General features: G+C 43.8%; 19 protein-coding genes. 10 read left to right on the top strand and 9 right to left on the bottom strand.

What is annotated here, in order from left to right; genetic code table 11:
- Window positions 1–175: 175 nt before the first annotated feature.
- Complete coding sequence (gene rpsN / locus QUB26_RS25430; RefSeq protein WP_006633844.1) at window positions 176–478, top strand: 30S ribosomal protein S14; 303 nt, start codon at window positions 176–178, stop codon at window positions 476–478.
- 199 nt (window positions 479–677) lie between these two features.
- Here the strand turns inward: rpsN and QUB26_RS25425 are convergent, their stop codons facing one another.
- Window positions 678–1,007: a hypothetical protein gene (locus QUB26_RS25425; RefSeq protein ID WP_190740107.1), complete on the bottom strand. Its 330-nt coding sequence runs from the start codon at window positions 1,005–1,007 to the stop codon at window positions 678–680.
- A 64-nt stretch (window positions 1,008–1,071) separates the two neighbouring features.
- Here QUB26_RS25425 and aat point away from each other — a divergent pair, with 64 nt between their 5' ends.
- From aat to leuS, 3 genes are all read left to right on the top strand, one after another.
- Window positions 1,072–1,650 (top strand): leucyl/phenylalanyl-tRNA--protein transferase, encoded by a 579-nt coding sequence (gene aat / locus QUB26_RS25420; protein ID WP_333320262.1) that lies wholly within the window; start codon window positions 1,072–1,074, stop codon window positions 1,648–1,650.
- 100 nt (window positions 1,651–1,750) lie between these two features.
- Window positions 1,751–2,473 (top strand): Uma2 family endonuclease, encoded by a 723-nt coding sequence (locus QUB26_RS25415; RefSeq protein ID WP_333320250.1) that lies wholly within the window; start codon window positions 1,751–1,753, stop codon window positions 2,471–2,473.
- Between the two features lie 250 nt (window positions 2,474–2,723).
- Entirely contained in the window at window positions 2,724–5,321 is a 2,598-nt protein-coding gene (gene leuS / locus QUB26_RS25410; protein ID WP_333320248.1) for a leucine--tRNA ligase, read from the top strand.
- 82 nt (window positions 5,322–5,403) lie between these two features.
- Here leuS and QUB26_RS25405 read toward each other — a convergent pair whose 3' ends face one another.
- On the bottom strand, window positions 5,404–6,207 hold the full coding sequence (locus QUB26_RS25405) for a helix-turn-helix domain-containing protein (protein ID WP_333320246.1): 804 nt from the start codon (window positions 6,205–6,207) through the stop codon (window positions 5,404–5,406).
- 171 nt (window positions 6,208–6,378) lie between these two features.
- Between QUB26_RS25405 and QUB26_RS25400 the strand changes: the two genes are divergently transcribed.
- Entirely contained in the window at window positions 6,379–7,383 is a 1,005-nt protein-coding gene (locus tag QUB26_RS25400; RefSeq protein ID WP_333320244.1) for a site-specific DNA-methyltransferase, read from the top strand.
- Window positions 7,384–7,485: 102 nt separating this feature from the next.
- Here QUB26_RS25400 and QUB26_RS25395 read toward each other — a convergent pair whose 3' ends face one another.
- Window positions 7,486–8,295 carry an SAM-dependent chlorinase/fluorinase gene (locus QUB26_RS25395; protein WP_333320242.1) on the bottom strand — a complete coding sequence of 270 codons (810 nt, stop codon included), beginning with the start codon at window positions 8,293–8,295 and terminating at the stop codon, window positions 7,486–7,488.
- 18 nt (window positions 8,296–8,313) lie between these two features.
- Here QUB26_RS25395 and QUB26_RS25390 point away from each other — a divergent pair, with 18 nt between their 5' ends.
- On the top strand, window positions 8,314–9,162 hold the full coding sequence (locus QUB26_RS25390) for a DUF3598 family protein (protein ID WP_333320240.1): 849 nt from the start codon (window positions 8,314–8,316) through the stop codon (window positions 9,160–9,162).
- Between the two features lie 198 nt (window positions 9,163–9,360).
- Here QUB26_RS25390 and QUB26_RS25385 read toward each other — a convergent pair whose 3' ends face one another.
- The 3 genes from QUB26_RS25385 to QUB26_RS25375 form a co-directional block, all read right to left on the bottom strand.
- The gene (locus QUB26_RS25385) at window positions 9,361–10,038 is read right to left on the bottom strand and encodes a GIY-YIG nuclease family protein (protein ID WP_333242521.1); all 678 of its coding nucleotides are present in this window, start codon (window positions 10,036–10,038) and stop codon (window positions 9,361–9,363) included.
- A gap of 139 nt (window positions 10,039–10,177) precedes the next feature.
- Window positions 10,178–11,041 (bottom strand): aldo/keto reductase, encoded by an 864-nt coding sequence (locus QUB26_RS25380; protein WP_333242523.1) that lies wholly within the window; start codon window positions 11,039–11,041, stop codon window positions 10,178–10,180.
- A gap of 224 nt (window positions 11,042–11,265) precedes the next feature.
- Window positions 11,266–12,060, bottom strand: a complete 795-nt coding sequence (locus QUB26_RS25375) for an ABC transporter permease (RefSeq protein ID WP_333242525.1) — start codon at window positions 12,058–12,060, stop codon at window positions 11,266–11,268.
- Between the two features lie 447 nt (window positions 12,061–12,507).
- Here QUB26_RS25375 and QUB26_RS25370 point away from each other — a divergent pair, with 447 nt between their 5' ends.
- Complete coding sequence (locus QUB26_RS25370; protein ID WP_333223812.1) at window positions 12,508–13,581, top strand: radical SAM protein; 1,074 nt, start codon at window positions 12,508–12,510, stop codon at window positions 13,579–13,581.
- A 31-nt stretch (window positions 13,582–13,612) separates the two neighbouring features.
- On the opposite strand, the gene QUB26_RS25365 is transcribed toward QUB26_RS25370, so the two are convergent.
- From QUB26_RS25365 to QUB26_RS25355, 3 genes are read right to left on the bottom strand one after another with little or no spacing between them, the layout of a single operon-like run.
- Complete coding sequence (locus QUB26_RS25365) at window positions 13,613–13,951, bottom strand: hypothetical protein (RefSeq protein ID WP_333210724.1); 339 nt, start codon at window positions 13,949–13,951, stop codon at window positions 13,613–13,615.
- A gap of 21 nt (window positions 13,952–13,972) precedes the next feature.
- On the bottom strand, window positions 13,973–14,269 hold the full coding sequence (locus QUB26_RS25360; RefSeq protein WP_333320238.1) for a type II toxin-antitoxin system RelE/ParE family toxin: 297 nt from the start codon (window positions 14,267–14,269) through the stop codon (window positions 13,973–13,975).
- Window positions 14,266–14,556, bottom strand: a complete 291-nt coding sequence (locus QUB26_RS25355) for a hypothetical protein (protein WP_333210729.1) — start codon at window positions 14,554–14,556, stop codon at window positions 14,266–14,268. The genes QUB26_RS25360 and QUB26_RS25355 overlap by 4 nt, the downstream gene beginning before the upstream one ends.
- 311 nt (window positions 14,557–14,867) lie before the next feature.
- Between QUB26_RS25355 and QUB26_RS25350 the strand changes: the two genes are divergently transcribed.
- From QUB26_RS25350 to QUB26_RS25340, 3 genes are read left to right on the top strand one after another with little or no spacing between them, the layout of a single operon-like run.
- Window positions 14,868–15,116, top strand: coding sequence for a DUF4160 domain-containing protein (locus QUB26_RS25350; protein WP_106332426.1), 249 nt, complete (start codon window positions 14,868–14,870; stop codon window positions 15,114–15,116).
- Between the two features lie 13 nt (window positions 15,117–15,129).
- Complete coding sequence (locus tag QUB26_RS25345; protein WP_333210733.1) at window positions 15,130–15,426, top strand: DUF2442 domain-containing protein; 297 nt, start codon at window positions 15,130–15,132, stop codon at window positions 15,424–15,426.
- 13 nt (window positions 15,427–15,439) lie between these two features.
- Complete coding sequence (locus tag QUB26_RS25340; protein WP_333320259.1) at window positions 15,440–15,703, top strand: endonuclease domain-containing protein; 264 nt, start codon at window positions 15,440–15,442, stop codon at window positions 15,701–15,703.
- The last annotated feature ends 169 nt before the right edge of the window (window positions 15,704–15,872 follow it).

The following is a 15,872-nucleotide window of genomic DNA, read 5'->3' as shown; positions in this document are numbered from 1 at the left end:
TTGTGGAACAGGCATCTTGCCTGTTGCTAAAAATGTAGAGTTATTGTGGAACAGGCATCTTGCCTGTTGCTAAAAATCTTGTTGACAAAAGAAATAATTCAAATAAAAGCGATCCGAAATCACCAAAATATAGTAAAATAGTAGATTGTGATTAATCTAAGGATATCAACAGATTATGGCTAAAAAGAGCATGGTCGAGCGCGAGAAAAAGCGCCAGAGACTCGTAGACAAGTACGCCGACAAGCGGGAAGACCTGAAAGACCAGTTTGACCAAGCTAACAATCAGATGGACAAAATGGCGATTCACCGCCAACTACAACAGCTACCCCGCAGCAGTTCGCGGACTCGCTTGCGGAACCGCTGCTGGGCAACTGGACGGCCCAGAGGTTACTATCGTGACTTCGGACTGTCTCGCAACATGATGCGAGAAATGGCTCACGAAGGTCTTTTGCCCGGTGTTGTGAAGTCTAGCTGGTAGCAGAAAGAAGGAAGGCACGACACGGATGATGACACGGATACACGGATGATGTTTTTCTGAAATTGTCGTGTTTCTGGAGATTTATTCTAAAGAAAAAGGAAGAAGGAAGAAGGAAAAAAACTTATAAATAATCGGCAAGATTATGTTTGGGGTTGATTCTTGTTTCAGACTTATGAGTTAAATTTTCCTCCTTCTTGCTTCACTGGCCACAGCATTTATCGATGCCGAGACTTTCGAGTAACAAGTCGCTGACGGCATTGGCGATCGCAAATTCGCCGTAGAAGCTTTTAGAAAAATCATAAGCCTGCATTTCGGTGACGATCGCAATTACGAGGCTGCCCACGTCATTTTCGCCTTCCATGCGCTGGCGGACATAGATTTGGGCAGCTCTTTTAGCTATTTGCTGGTTGGCTGCTTCTGGGATAAACTCGGAGTCTAGCCATGCCAGCAGCGTTTGTTGGAGCCATTGGCCTTCTTGTTCGGGGTTTTTGGCGGGCGGTAAGGTAATAGGTTCGATGGTTTCAGACATGATTATTCCTAATTGCTAATGTTGACTTTGAAAAGTTAACTGACAAATGACAACTGATAAATATATGCAATATGATATACCGTCAATTATACAAGGATACGCGCAAGGCTACTTCTTGATGGCAAATGACGGCGAGGAAAGTTTGGGGTGGTATTCGAGCCGTCAGCGGGCGCTGATTCCCCTGGATGAAAGATTTACCTATCCCACATCGCTGCGTCGCCAACTCAATCAAAATCGATTTTCGGTGGCTGTGAACCGCGATTTTGGGGCGGTGGTTGAGGGTTGTGCCGATCGCGAAACGACTTGGATTTCTAAGGAGCTCAAGCAGATTTACTGGGGTTTGTATGAGGCCGGTTGGGCTTACAGCTTCGAGACTTGGTGTGGGGACGAATTGGCGGGCGGTATTCTCGGATTGTCGATCGGCGGTGCGTTTATTGGGGAGTCGATGTTTTACCGAATTCCCGAGGGTTCTAAGGTGGCGATGGTGAAGTTGGTGGAAAGATTGCGCGATCGATCTTATCTACTTTTCGACGCTCAAATGAACAACCCGCACTTGGAAAGATTCGGCGCTTATACTGTTAAGGAAAAACTGTACAACACTCTTTTGCAAGCAGCTTTGAAGCGCCGCTGCTCGCTATTTTGAATAGTCGGTCAGTAGGGAAATGGCAATGTCATTTTCGGCTAAAATAGTTGCTTCAAACAATAGTATAATTAAGCTCAGATACTTCTCGGAGACAACCACTATGCAAGTCACAACCGAAGAAATTATTTATCCATCCAGCGACGGTCAACCAATGGCAGACAGCACAATTCAATACAAATTAATTGTCACAATCAAAGAAGGTTGCGAATCGCTGTTTGAAGATGACCCGAACGTGTTTGTAGCCGCCGATTTACTTTGGTATCCGGTTGAAGGTAGACCAGATATTTCTCAAGCGCCGGATACGATGGTGATATTTGGTAGACCAAAAGGCGAGCGACGTTCCTACATACAATCTCGCGAAGATAATATTGCTCCCCAAGTCGTCTTTGAAATTCGCTCCCACAACGATAGTAACACAAAAATGAACAAGAAACTTTCATTTTACTATCGTTATGGAGTCGAGGAGTATTACCTTTACGATCCAGAAAGAAATCAGTTAGAAGGTTGGCAAAGAATTGAAGGAATCTTAGAACCAATTGAACCGATGGAGGGATGGATAAGTCCCAGAATGGGAGTGCGGTTTGAGTTACCAGAAGAAGGGTTAGAAATCTATCGCCCTGATGGAGAAAAGTTTCTTTCCTATTCCGAAATAAATGCAGAGCGGCTATTAGAGCGACGGCGCGCCGACCAAGAATTTCAGCGTGCCGAACAAGCCTCGCAGCGCGCCGAAGAAGCCTCGCAGCGTGCCGAACAAGAAGCTCAAAAAGCCGAACGTTTAGCAGCCAAACTGCGCGAATTGAACATCGATCCTGATAGCATCTAAGCTCGAACTAGGAGAATAAACCCGGTTTGTCAAAGAAATCGGGTTTCTGGGGATAGCAGTTATTTACTTTTTTCAGGGCGAACGGGGATATTTGGTCGATCGCCCCCCAGCTCAAATTACCTATACTACAATATATAATACAGATATTCGAGCCAAAATCCTTGGTGCTCAGAAAAATCCTAATCGAGGCCCCTTGAATGTGCAAAAATATTCAAGCAAACATTAGTAAATTATACAAGGAGAAATTGTTGTGGATTCAAGATATAACCCCCAATCCATAGAAGAAAAATGGCAGCAGACATGGGCTGAGCAAAACTTAGACCAGATGCCAGAAGATACGCAAAAGCCTAAATTTTATGCCTTATCCATGTTCCCCTACCCGTCGGGAAACCTGCACATGGGCCACGTCCGCAACTACACAATCATCGATGTAATTGCCAGACTCAAGCGAATGCAAGGTTATCGGGTATTGAATCCGATGGGATGGGACGCTTTTGGTTTGCCCGCAGAAAATGCAGCTATCGAGCGCGGAATTCCCCCGGCAAAATGGACTTATGAAAATATTGCCCAAATGAAAGGCTTATTTCGCCGCCTGGGTATTTCTTTCGATTGGACAAAAGAAGTTACAACTTGTTCTCCCGATTATTATCGGTGGACTCAATGGATTTTCTTGCAATTTTTAGAAGCCGGATTAGCTTATCAAAAAGAAGCCGCAGTTAATTGGGACCCTATAGACCAAACAGTTTTAGCAAACGAACAAGTAGATAACGAAGGTCGTTCGTGGCGTTCCGGTGCCAAAGTCGAGCGCAAATTATTGCGGCAGTGGTTCCTCAAAATTACCGATTACGCCGAACAGTTATTAAACGACTTAGACAAATTGCCAGATTGGCCAGAAAGAGTCAAATTAATGCAAGCCAACTGGATCGGCAAATCAGTCGGCGCTTACTTAGAATTTCCGATTGTCGGAATGGATGAAAAAATCGCCGTTTTCACCACACGTCCCGATACAGTTTACGGCGTCAGTTACGTTGTTTTAGCGCCGGAACATCCACTAACTCAGCGCGTGACAACCGCAGACAGAAAAGCAGCCGTAGAAACCTTCATCAAAGAAGTCGCCGCCCAAAGCGAGATCGATCGCACAGCCGAAGACAAACCAAAGCGCGGCATCCCCACAGGCGGCAAAGCAATCAATCCTTTCAGCGGCGAAGAAATTCCCATTTGGATAGCCGACTATGTACTTTACGAATACGGCACCGGCGCAGTCATGGGAGTACCTGCCCACGACACGCGAGATTTCAAATTTGCCAATCAATATCAACTGCCAATTAAAGTAGTAATTGTAGATGATGATGAGCTGCCATTGACCGAAGCTTACACCGAACCAGGAATTATGATTAATTCCGAAAGCTTCAACGGCATGGATTCAATTAAAGGCAAAGCAGCAATTATTAAAGCTGCCGAAGATGCAGGTTGCGGCAAAGCGCGAGTGCAATATCGTTTGAGAGATTGGCTAATTTCTAGACAGCGTTATTGGGGCGCTCCGATTCCCGTAATTCACTGTCCCACCTGCGGAACAGTCCCCGTCCCCGCATCGGATTTACCCGTATTGTTGCCAGAAAATGTAGAATTTACGGGCAAAGGTTCGCCATTGGCAAAGATGGAAGAATGGGTAAACGTTCCTTGTCCGAGTTGCGGCACTCCGGCGAAGCGGGAAACAGACACGATGGATACTTTTATCGATTCATCGTGGTATTTCTTGCGCTATCCCGATGCTCAAAATCAAGAGCAAGTCTTCGATACCGCGAAGACAAATGATTGGATGCCCGTAGACCAATATGTGGGCGGCATCGAACACGCAATCTTGCACTTACTGTATTCGCGGTTCTTTACCAAGGTTTTGCGCGATCGGGGTTTGATCGATTGTGACGAACCATTTAAACGCCTGTTAACTCAAGGCATGGTGCAAGCAATGGCATACAAAAACCCCGTTAGTGGCAAATATGTTCCCCCAGCAGATATAGACCCCGCAAATCCAAAAGATCCTCAAACTGGCGAAGCTTTGGAAGTCTTCTATGAGAAGATGTCCAAATCAAAATACAATGGCGTTGACCCCTTGGAAGTTATGGGCAAATATGGGGTAGATACGGCGCGGATGTTTATTTTATTCAAAGCACCGCCAGAGAAGGATTTGGAGTGGGACGATGCCGATGTGGAAGGGCAATTTCGCTTTTTAAATCGCGTTTGGCGCGTGGTTACAGAGTTTGGTGCACCCCCCCCAGCCCCCCCTTGCCAAGGGGGGGAGAAAGATAATCTCCCGTCTTTCACCCCTTCCCAAGGGGGGGAGAAAGAGGTATTAAGTAAACCAGAGAAGGATTTGCGGCGGGCGATTCACACTGCAATTAAGGAAGTGAGCGAAGATTTGGAGGGCGATTATCAGTTCAATACTGCTGTTTCTGAAATGATGAAACTCAGCAATGCTTTGAATGATGCTAAATGTAAAGATTCGCCAATTTATGCAGAAGGAATTAACACTTTGATTCGCTTGTTAGCGCCTTTTGCGCCGCATATTGCTGATGAATTGTGGCACAATACTGGTAACAGTGAATCGGTACACAGGCAAACTTGGCCGAGTGTGGATGCTTCTGCATTAATTACCGATGAAATTACGCTGGTAATTCAAGTTATGGGCAAAACTCGCGGCACAATTCAAGTGCCTTCTGGTGCTGATAAAGCTGCTTTGGAAAACTTTGCTCGCGAGTCGGAATTAGCCAAGCGTCACCTGGAAGGTAAGGAGATTAAAAAGGTAATTGTGGTGCCTGGAAAGTTGGTTAATTTCGTGGTAGCTTGAGGGTAAAAGTCTCTACCTGTAGGCAACCTATCGTTTCTACACAAACACAACCTAATCCCCTTTAAACACTATCGGGCAACTATTATTTACTGTGAGAGTAGACAAGTTGCCCTTTTTTCACTAATTTTAATGGAATTTTAGGATTGTTTAGCGGCTCGTTTCTTAGCCTCACTTTTTCTTCCCATTCTTTAAACTTAGGTTCCAGCATTTCCGGTGTAAGTTTATAAATCTCTTTGAGAATTATGCCTTCATACAGTCCAATATACCAAGCTTCTACTCTGCGATATTTGTCAAGTATAATTTCATTCAAATGATGGTGAGTAGTGACCCCAGCGCTTCTATTGAGAGCAATATTTATTGTTTTAAGTTCGTATTCTTTTCCTTCAGCATCAATAGCATCGTTTCCTTCACGTCCAGGTGAGATCCGCAGCCCTAAAAGGATTAATAACTGTAAAGTCTTTCCCCCGTTATCTTGAAAAATATCCGCAATACCATATTCACTAGCCAGATTTTGCAATTCTTGGATGCTTTTCATAGCATTTTCTAGCCGTTTAGCATCTGAAATGCGTTCTGCTTCCGTGGTAACAGCTTCTTCAACAGGCTCCACAACTGACGGAGAAACTGGTTCAGCTATCAGGGTGCTAATGAGAGCTGTACTCTCGCCGCTTTGGCTAAAACTGATTAAATAAGTAGCGGGTACATCGAGCGCTTCAGCTAGATCAAAAATAACTTCAAAGGATGGCGATCTTTCACCGCGTTCCAATAAGCTGATATAGTCAGTAGTCTTGTCTATGAGTTCTGCTAACTCGTCCTGTGTCATCCTTTTTTCTCTGCGTAACTGACTTACCTTGGCCGCAAATTGTTGTCTGGCTTCTTTGTAATTCATACCCCTCACAATTCATAAAAACGAACTGAAAGTTCGCTTTTTGAATGGTACGAAGAATTTATACACTATACAACGTACTGAAAGTACGGATTTAGTCGAACTTTCAGTACGTATTTTGATATAATGACAGTAGGCTGTGTCTGTTGTACCTTAAACTAATCTAAATTAAGCATGAGTAACATTTTGCCCGCCCCAATTTACACCACCCAATACGGTCAATCTTATTTGGGAGATTCTCTTCATCTCCTGAATAGTCTTGCTAGCAATTCTGTAGATTTGGTGATTACATCCCCTCCTTTTGCATTGCAACGCCAAAAGAGTTATGGAAATGAAGATCAAGATTTATATGTTGATTGGCTGCTGGGCTTTGCTCCTGAAATTAAAAGAGTTCTCAAGGATACTGGAAGTTTTGTTATAGACCTTGGAGGTGCTTATCAAAAAGGAATACCTGTACGATCGCTGTATAATTACCGCGTACTTATTAGGTTATGTGACGAATATGAATTTAAACTTGCTCAAGAGTTTTTCTGGTTTAATCCTTCAAAACTTCCATCTCCTATAGAGTGGGTGAATAAAAAGAAAATCCGGGCTAAAGATTCTGTGAATACTGTTTGGTGGCTTTCCAAAACGAATCAGCCTCAAGCGAATATTAGTAAAGTCAAAGTAGAGTATTCTGAGAGAATGAAAAAACTTTTGAAAAATGCTGATGAATTTTACACGCCCAAAGAACGTCCTTCCGGTCACAATATTAGCGATCGATTTGCCAAAGATAATGGAGGTGCTATTCCATCTAATTTGCTAGAAATTTCTAATTCGGAAAGTAATTCTCAATACTTGCGTTGGTGCAAAGAGTTTAATGTTAAGGCGCATCCGGCACGTTTTCCCCAAAGATTACCGTCATTTTTTATAAATTTTCTTACTGAACCGGGAGACTTGGTAGTAGATATTTTTTCTGGTTCTAATACTACGGGTCATGCAGCAGAAGAATTATCAAGAAACTGGATTAGCTTTGAAAAAGAAAAACAATATGTTGCTGCATCAATATTTAGATTTTTGCCTCAAGAATTTTTGGGGCAAGCGGATACAATATACAACCAATTGTTAACTGAGGAAGCATCAGGATTGATTTTACCTCAAAATAGGCTACTTTTTGAAGTTAATAATTATTGTTTTTAACTTGGCTAAATAGTCAAAATTTTATTTCAGATATAAAACAGTCTCTTGAAATCGCTTCTACACGAACAAATTTCCAGCAGAGAGGGACTGAAAGAGATGATTTTAATTGTTAGTTTCAAAAAGCAATTGCACGATCGCTCCGCATTCCAATTTTAATACTGATTGAGCGCTGCCGCCATTAACGGCAATTTCTAGCCAACCGTCAGAACCAGTTATGGCAATTAAATCCCCAGGCTTGCTGTCGCTGTAGGTTTTACCGCTGGGGATGCGAGTTGCATCAGAACTATTGCTAATTGTCACTGACCAATTGTTGCCTATAATGGAATCATTGGGGATATTGGTAATTAGATTGCCGAAGCGATCGACATATTGAACACAGCCTTCTATACCCGTGGCGGTAACGGCACAATTTGGTATCTCTAACTGCACTAAACTTGCAGGGTCGAGATCCTCCCCCAACTCTTCCAAAGCCACCCCATTCGCCAAGTGAGCGCCCACTGCTGCAAAAATATCGCGACCGTGAAAAGTGCTGCTGGGTTGAGGTGTGCGCCAGTATTTGGGGTTGGTGAGTTCGACAGATGATCTCGCGCTTTCCCGACTCAATACCCCGCTAAACAACCCGTTATCGGGCCCCACCAGAAAGCAATTAGCACATTTAATCGCAACCCCGCGTCTCTTGCTTCCCACACCCGGATCGACGACAGCAACGTGTACGGTTTCCGGCGGAAAATAAGCAAAAGCAGTCATCAAACAAAACCTCGCGGCCGCAATATTTTGAGATGGTATTTGGTGTGTAATGTCCATGACTTTTAAGTGCGGGTTAATTTGGGCGATCGCACCTTTCATCACTCCTGCATAAACATCGCTTAATCCAAAATCCGTCAGTAGAGTTATAATTCTATTTTTAGACATATATCCACAGGTAAAAATATGGTATCACAATGGGAAAACTTTCTGCAAAACTTGGGAGAATGGCACGGTTCTTTTACCCAGTTATCGCCGCGAGGAGAGGTACTTCAAGATACTCCTAGCATTATTTCTCTTGAAGGTTTCAATGACAACAAAACAGTGCGATTGAAACTCCGTCGGTTTTCCCCAAATCCTAGCGGTGTCGGCGAACCGGAAGTCAGCGAACTTGTTCGAGAATATCAAAGTTTGGGACGAGATATCCTATTTTTTGAGAAGGGAGCTTTTTCTCAGGGTACTATTCAACTCGCGCCTTATTCTGAGTGCGGTGCCGAGTTTGGTTTTATCTACAATAATCGCCGGTTGCGCTTCGTTCAGCTCTACAATACCGACGGCAATTTATCCAAACTTACCTTAATTAGGGAAAAGCAGCTTGATAAAAATGTCCCCGAACGTCCGCCTTTAACAGTTGACGATTTGCTGGGAGAGTGGCAGGGCGAGGCCGTGACAATGTATCCAGATTCGCGTTCTCCTGACTTTTATTCTACCAAACTGCAATTGCATTTAGAAAGTAGCGATCGCCTACAGCAGAAAATTACTTTTGGCAGTAATACTAATGTTATCAGTTCTAGCGCCAGGATTGACGGTTCAGTTCTGCACTTTAACGAAGGTGCTTCGCCCGTGCAAGTTGTGCTGCTTCCTGACGGAGGTTCTTGCACTTTACCTGTCAAGATTGAATCCAGAAAACCTATATTTTTCGAGGCTGGTTGGTTGGTAGAACCTGACTTGCGGTTTCGGATGATTCGCAGTTACGATGAGCGGGGTGAATGGGTAAGTTTGACTTTAGTTACTGAACGAAAAGTTAGTCATTAATTTTGTAGGGGCGGGTTCACCAACAATTTTTAATTCCCTCCCAAATATTAATAAACCCGGCCCCACCCAACCAATAAATTCTGATTGCGGAACAGGTTTGTCGGTATCTGGGATGGGTGGGGCGGGTTGCTTAATTCTGCTATTTGATGATATAAACTTTGGCGAACCCCCCTACCAATCTGGGTATTTTCGCGAATGTTATTCGGCGGATTTTGTTTCCTGGGTTTGCGAGTGAATCACAGCACTCCAATCATCATTGTTAACAGCCGCTTCCAAATCCTTAGCCTGTTCGCCATCACTTTTGGCGGCTGTTTCTAACTCTTTGGTAAGAGTGGAATCTGCCATTGCTTTCCGCAATTTCAGCTTCTTTTCCTCATAAGCTTTTTGTTCCTCAGCAGACATAGCAGCGCGCGCTGCTTGGCCTACCGTAGCCGCCCACATTTCGCTTTCAGCACCGTTTCCAGGCGGAATGCTGCCGAGTTCGGCTATCCAAGCATCCCGCAAACTTTCCATTTCTTCCCGCTTCGGGAATTTGAAAGTTTGCACCCGCAGGAAAGCGCAATTTTCGACGCCGTTTTGGGCGATGTGACCGTTGATTGAAAGCAGGATATTTCGCGAATAACCGATAAACTGAGTATTGCGGGAAATATCCATTACAGCGTAAACGCCGGCGACTTTCGCGTTAGTTGCCAAATCGCGCCATGTATCGATCGACATTACTTGCGTGCCGTCATTTTCTAATTCAGAAATAGCGGCTGCTGCGTTGTGTTCTGAGTCGGAACTGTATAAAAAGTTGTGCAGTCCTTCATGGGCGACAGGTACGTTTTGATGTTCAATTGCTACGTCTCGATCGGCATTCACTTGATTAGCTTCCATTAAACTCAATTCCTCAAAAAATGTCAACTTTACTCATTAAATCTCACTTTCAAGGGCGGGTTTTCCAACCCACCCCACAATAAAGTTCTAGTGGAACAGGCCGGAAAGCCTGTTCTATTGTTTTTTTGCCCTGATATACTTAACTTACGGCAATTTGTTGCAATTCCTCGTCAGTCAATTTAACTTCGAGCGCCTGCACAGAGTCTTCAATACTCGATACTTTGGTCGCACCGGGAATCGGAACGACGCAAGGCGATTGAGCCATCAACCAAGCTAATACTATACAGTAAACTGAAACGTTTTTTTCTGCTGCTAATTTGGCGATCGCGGGCATATCTTGCAAGCTGGTGGCGCGGCGGCTTCCTCCTAAAGGACTCCAGGGAAAAAATGTCAGTTTTTCTGTTTCGCAATATTCCAGAACGCCGTCTGATTCGGGCTGTCTGTGCCAAGGATTATATTGATTCTGAACAGAGACAATTTCTACTGTATCGCGGGCACGTTTGATCTGCTCTACAGAAAAGTTTGACACTCCAATAAATCGAATCATTCCTGCTTCTACAGCTTCTTTTGCGGGTGCTAGGGCTGCTTCGATGGTATAAGCGGGATCGGGTGAGTGATATTGCCAAAGGTCGATCGGTTCCTTGCCCCCCAATGCTTCAAAACTTTCGCGAATTGTCTTGCGTAAATGGTGGGGGTTGCCGTTCCGCGTCCAAGCACCTTGAGGCCGCATTAAGCCGCCTTTAGTGGCAACAGTAACGGCCCTAACATCTCCGCTATACTGTTCCAAAGCTTTGGCAATCAGGTGCTCGTTGTGGTGTTTGTCGGATTGATCTTGGCAGTAGGAATCTGCGGTGTCAATAAGGGTGACACCCAAATCGAGGGCGCGGTGGATTACCGCAATTGATTGATCTTCGGGCGGCCTGCCGCTTAAGGACATTGGCATACCTCCAAGACCGATCGCGCTGATAGTAAAATTACTGTTACCCAGTTTTTTTCTTTTCATTGGTTTCCCTTCGTTTGCGTGGTTTAGTTCCAGTTTACATTTCCAGGATAAGTTGAAATCTTACATTTATTTAACTATCTAAGTAAATAGAAACAAATATTTTTTAGATAAGCTGTTTTGCCTGGAAAATTTATATTTCAATTCCCTATTCCCCCGTGTCAAATCCTCTCCCTCTCAAACCTAATAGACACTCTAGATGTGCTGCTGCTTACCTACCGACTTAACTAGCTGGAAGCGCTGGTGTAAAAGCGGAGTGCAAATTGCCAGAAGTAGCGGGAGAACAATAACAGCCCGATCGCCAATATTCCCGCCCCTGCGATCCAAACGATTTCACCTCTCCCCAGCATGGCTTCTGCTGGCACAGTCGTCAAGAAGGCAACGGGAACTACGAAAGTGAAGAAAAATCGATAAGCAGCAGGATAAGCTGCCATGGGAAATCTACCCGCTTCTAACAATCCTTCGAGAACTTCGGTAACATTGTAAATTTTCACAAACCAAATGCTGGTTGCCCCTAACATAAACCATATACTGTAAAGAGTAATAGTTCCGAAGAACAGCGGTATTGCTGTTAAAAAATAGTTGCCGATTGCTACTCCCAATTTGTTGGCAGCATACAGCAACAATACGGTGCCCAAGATTAAATCTGGGATTCCCCAAGGCGAAACTGTGTTTGCAGATAGCCAGAATTGGGAACTGATGGGTTTGAGGAGTACGAAATCGAGAGTACCTTGCTGGACTCGATCGACAATACGGCTGAGATTAGGTGCTAGAAACGTTGACGAAAACCCCTGCAAAATCGTGAAAATGCCGAGTACAACTAAGGCCTCTTCCCATTTCCAACCCGAAAACGTGTAGCCAGTACGATAGAACAAAAATAGCCCAAACAAGCTGCCCGCAAGATTTCCGAGGCTGCTGATGGCCGCGAGGACAAAGTTGATTCGGTATTCTAGTTCCGCGGAGATCGCCGCACCCCAGAACAATTTCAGTACGTGCAAATATCGTCCCATGTTTGTCGCCATTTTTTGCCGTGTAAATACTTAAATTCCCATATTGTAAAGCTTGTGTGAAGTTAGCTGCTGTACAGGCTGCTCATTTGACTATAACAATAAATTATTGATACTGCTTACGTAAGTAGTTCTACTGAGGCAAAATATTAAGTTATTTAACCAATTTTAAACACAAATTACAATTATTAATCAAAGTCAATCTTAAGCTCATATACTTTGGCAATTTTTAAGCCAACTTCATTTTTTCACAGAAAATCTCGCCCCATTAATTAGAATTACTAATATGTTACAAGTCTTAATATTATAAATATTTGACAAACATCTAGCCATACCCAAACGGAACACTTAGGATGGGGCATACCTACTCAAAAGGAATACGTAATCAGTAATGCGTAATTATACGCACAAAAAAGGGATCGAGGAATTGACCTAGCTAACAACACGTAAGGAAAAAAAGACATGGATGCTTTAACATTATCGAGACTGGGCGTCAAGCACACCAAGAGTGCAGTAGCCGAATCGCTGCGGATCAATACAGGATACGACGTGACAAGCCCAGTCACTTTTTACGGGATTGTCAACGAGCGCTGCAATGTTAAATGCCGCCAGTGCGAGTATTGGCGACTCAAAGAATATAAAGACGAAATGACGATCGAAGAATGGCAAAATGCCCTCTTGAGCGTCAAAGAATTTGTGGGCGAATTTTCCATCAACTTTAGCGGCGGCGAACCTTATATTAAAAAAGGTTTTCTAGACTTGCTGGCCTTTGCGAATAAAAATGGCATTCACGCCGGCGTCACCACCAACGGCTATTGCATGACCAGGGAAAACGCAGCCAAAACTGTCGCTGCTCGTCCTTTTAATGTGAATATGTCAGTTGACGGGCCGAATGCAGAACTGCACGATTATTTGCGGGGTCAACCGGGATTGTTCGACAGACTTTCTAAAGGAATCGGTTATCTGCGCGAAGAACAAGAAAAACAGAACGTCCTGTTTCCGATCAACGTCAAACCGACAATGAACCGACTGAATTTCCGCCACCTCCCGGAAATAGTCACCTGGGCTCAGGGAATTGGGGCGACGACGGTGAACTTCCAACCGGTCAACCGCTGGACGCCAGAAACCTACGAGGAATTGTGGATTGAAAAAGAAGACATGGAGGAATTTGCACAAGTAATCGAGCGGCTAATTGAAATGAAGAAGAACGGCGCTCCAATTATGAACAGCGATGAAGTGTTGCGATTGATGATTCCTCACTTTGCCGAAGAAAAAGCTCCTGATTCAACTCGTCCTTGTCGCGTTGGACTGCGAAATTACTGGATTGATACGCGCGGCGATGTGAAATTGTGCGATGAGTATCCGGTGATTGGTAATGTGAAAAACGCCAGCGCCCGCGAGATTTGGTACGGCGAAAAAGCTCAAGAAGTCCGCCGCGATACTTTGAATTGCGGCAAGCTTTGTCTGATTACTTGTGTCTCACAAAAGACGATTTTGGACAAAGTGAAAATGGGGATGAAGTTATTAAAGAATTGAGGTTTGAGCAGTGTTAATATCGCTTGTACTCCTAGTAGCCGGGTTTGATCAGAAACCCGGTTTTTTGTTTATTTGTCTTCGTTATTGCTGTCGATTTCCATTTGTTCTCGATCGCGCTCTTCCTGCTCTTGTTCCTTTTGCTTGTATAATTCATTTGTTCGCGATCGCGCTGACGTTCCCTCTCTTGCTGCTCCCGGTTCAATTCCACCTGTTCGATTTCCACCATCCCGCAAATTGTGGATGTTGTCTGCTGGAAAAAATCTTGATTGGCAATCAGGTAGTTTAAGTATTTTTCAATATCCCTTTCCATTCCCAAAAGAGCGATCGACCTTTCTATGCCAAAAAGAGCGATCGACCTTCCCAGACACAAGAGCGATCGTATTGCTTTTACTCAATCAGTATTGAAAACATCCTGCAAGTTACGATAACCACTAATAACGCGCCAAATCTCAATACCATCACCAACTATTTGATAAAAAATGATGTATCCCATCAATGGCACACCACGTAAACTGGGAGAAAATTGTGAATACGATCGCCCCAAATATGGAAACTGTGCAATCTGCTGACATTTTTTACCAAATCCTTCCACAAAGCGATCGCCCGCATCTACACTTTGCGCCAAAAAGTAATCGGAAATTTCGGATAAATCTCGACTCGCTTCGATCGTAATAAGCAAGCGATTCATGCTCTTAATTCTCTGGCTTTTTTGACTTTATCTCTAAGTTGAGCTAATACATCGTCTGCATTGAGCAACTCACCCCGTTGTGCTTGTTCTCGTGCTATATCGATTTTCTTCCCTGTTTCTTGTACCCACGCTAAATAGTTTGGGCTGTTGCCGTCATCGGATAAAGTAACATCATCGATTAATAACAGCAAGGCTGTGTTAATTGCTTCTTCAAGGGAGGGATATTGACCGTGCTTTACTAAAGCTTCAAGGACTTGGGTTTGCTCTTGGCTCAAGGTGATTTGCATTGTTACCTCGGATGGGGGCAAGGGTTGGACAATACTTCTACTGTATCGTATTTTATTACAAAAATGTGTGAAGCGAAGCTATCCCGTAGGGAATCGCTCTTGACTGTGGTCGATAGAAAAAGGCGATCGCCCGCGCATTGAGAAATAGAAATAAAGGGATCTCGACCTTTCCATACTAAAAGAGCGATCGACCTTTCCCAGCCAAAAAGGGATCTCGCTCTAGTTGTCGAGTAGACATGGTTTGGGATAAACTAATATTGTCTCCTTGGCTCGGCTATAATAGTCCTCGTATCATTCTTTAAAGAACCTTTATGCCAGAAGTTGCACGATTTTACGGAATAATCATCAAAATTTTCTTTGGGGATCACCCACCTCCTCATTTTCACGCAGTTTACGGTGAGTACAACGCTTTGATCGGTATTGAGTCTTTAGAAATTATAGAAGGAGATTTACCGAATCGGGCCCAAAAGCTGGTAATAGAATGGGCTACGTTGTACCAGAAAGAACTGCTGGATATGTGGAATAGCCAAGAATTTAGTAAACTTCCACCATTAAAATAACTCCGATCTGTTTATGAAACCTGAACGCATTGTTTCTGCTAAAGCTATTGACGATCGCACATTGATGGTTAAGTTTACCAATCTAGAATTTAAAAAATACGACATCTCTAAATTATTAGAGAATCCGATGTTTATGACCTTAAGTAATCCTGTGTTTTTCAGAAATTTTACAGTTGAACCTGGTGGTTATGCACTGGTTTGGAATGATGAGATAGATATCAGTGAATATGAACTTTTGCAGAATGGAATTAGTTGCACAGAGGAGGAAATTGAGCGATATATTGAATCTATTCATCATGTTGCTCGCTGAGAAATAATGCCCGATTCTTCTGAGCGATCGCCCTTTCGATGCCAAAAGGGCGATCGACAATTTTATTGTAGATTTTTATTGTGCGGCTTTACTGTTAGTAATTGAGATTGATGGCGAGAGTCATTTTACGGAACAAGGGAAACTATATGATGCAGAAAGAACCGGGATTTTAGAGGGGTATGGATTGAAAGTTGTCAGGTTTACGAATGTTGAGTTGTTGCAGAGTTTTGAGGGGGTTTGTGGGGAGTTGTTGGGTTCGATCGAGGGTGATTTTTGAGGCCTGATCCCCCTGGCGCCCCCCTTAAGAAGGGGGGGACATGAAGGGAGGAGAGTTGAATGGGTGGCTGGATGCGATCGCACTTTTTGACTCAGGGTAAACGCATCTTAACTGGAACCCAAAATATGCTACAGTTAAATCCGACTAAATTTCAATGTAGTTTGTTGTA

Source organism: Microcoleus sp. B4-C1 (assembly GCF_036705285.1).
Lineage (GTDB): Bacteria > Cyanobacteriota > Cyanobacteriia > Cyanobacteriales > Microcoleaceae > Microcoleus.
This window is presented reverse-complemented; position numbering and strand designations above follow the sequence as displayed.

Coding starts and splice junctions, on each gene's coding strand:
- rpsN (WP_006633844.1), top strand. CDS start 176: ATGGCTAAAAAGAGCATGGTCGAGCGCGAGAAAAAGCGCCAGAGACTC.
- QUB26_RS25425 (WP_190740107.1), bottom strand. CDS start 1,007: ATGTCTGAAACCATCGAACCTATTACCTTACCGCCCGCCAAAAACCCC.
- aat (WP_333320262.1), top strand. CDS start 1,072: ATGCAATATGATATACCGTCAATTATACAAGGATACGCGCAAGGCTAC.
- QUB26_RS25415 (WP_333320250.1), top strand. CDS start 1,751: ATGCAAGTCACAACCGAAGAAATTATTTATCCATCCAGCGACGGTCAA.
- QUB26_RS25405 (WP_333320246.1), bottom strand. CDS start 6,207: ATGAATTACAAAGAAGCCAGACAACAATTTGCGGCCAAGGTAAGTCAG.
- QUB26_RS25400 (WP_333320244.1), top strand. CDS start 6,379: ATGAGTAACATTTTGCCCGCCCCAATTTACACCACCCAATACGGTCAA.
- QUB26_RS25395 (WP_333320242.1), bottom strand. CDS start 8,295: ATGTCTAAAAATAGAATTATAACTCTACTGACGGATTTTGGATTAAGC.
- QUB26_RS25390 (WP_333320240.1), top strand. CDS start 8,314: ATGGTATCACAATGGGAAAACTTTCTGCAAAACTTGGGAGAATGGCAC.
- QUB26_RS25385 (WP_333242521.1), bottom strand. CDS start 10,038: ATGGAAGCTAATCAAGTGAATGCCGATCGAGACGTAGCAATTGAACAT.
- QUB26_RS25380 (WP_333242523.1), bottom strand. CDS start 11,041: ATGAAAAGAAAAAAACTGGGTAACAGTAATTTTACTATCAGCGCGATC.
- QUB26_RS25375 (WP_333242525.1), bottom strand. CDS start 12,060: ATGGCGACAAACATGGGACGATATTTGCACGTACTGAAATTGTTCTGG.
- QUB26_RS25370 (WP_333223812.1), top strand. CDS start 12,508: ATGGATGCTTTAACATTATCGAGACTGGGCGTCAAGCACACCAAGAGT.
- QUB26_RS25360 (WP_333320238.1), bottom strand. CDS start 14,269: ATGAATCGCTTGCTTATTACGATCGAAGCGAGTCGAGATTTATCCGAA.
- QUB26_RS25355 (WP_333210729.1), bottom strand. CDS start 14,556: ATGCAAATCACCTTGAGCCAAGAGCAAACCCAAGTCCTTGAAGCTTTA.
- QUB26_RS25350 (WP_106332426.1), top strand. CDS start 14,868: ATGCCAGAAGTTGCACGATTTTACGGAATAATCATCAAAATTTTCTTT.
- QUB26_RS25345 (WP_333210733.1), top strand. CDS start 15,130: ATGAAACCTGAACGCATTGTTTCTGCTAAAGCTATTGACGATCGCACA.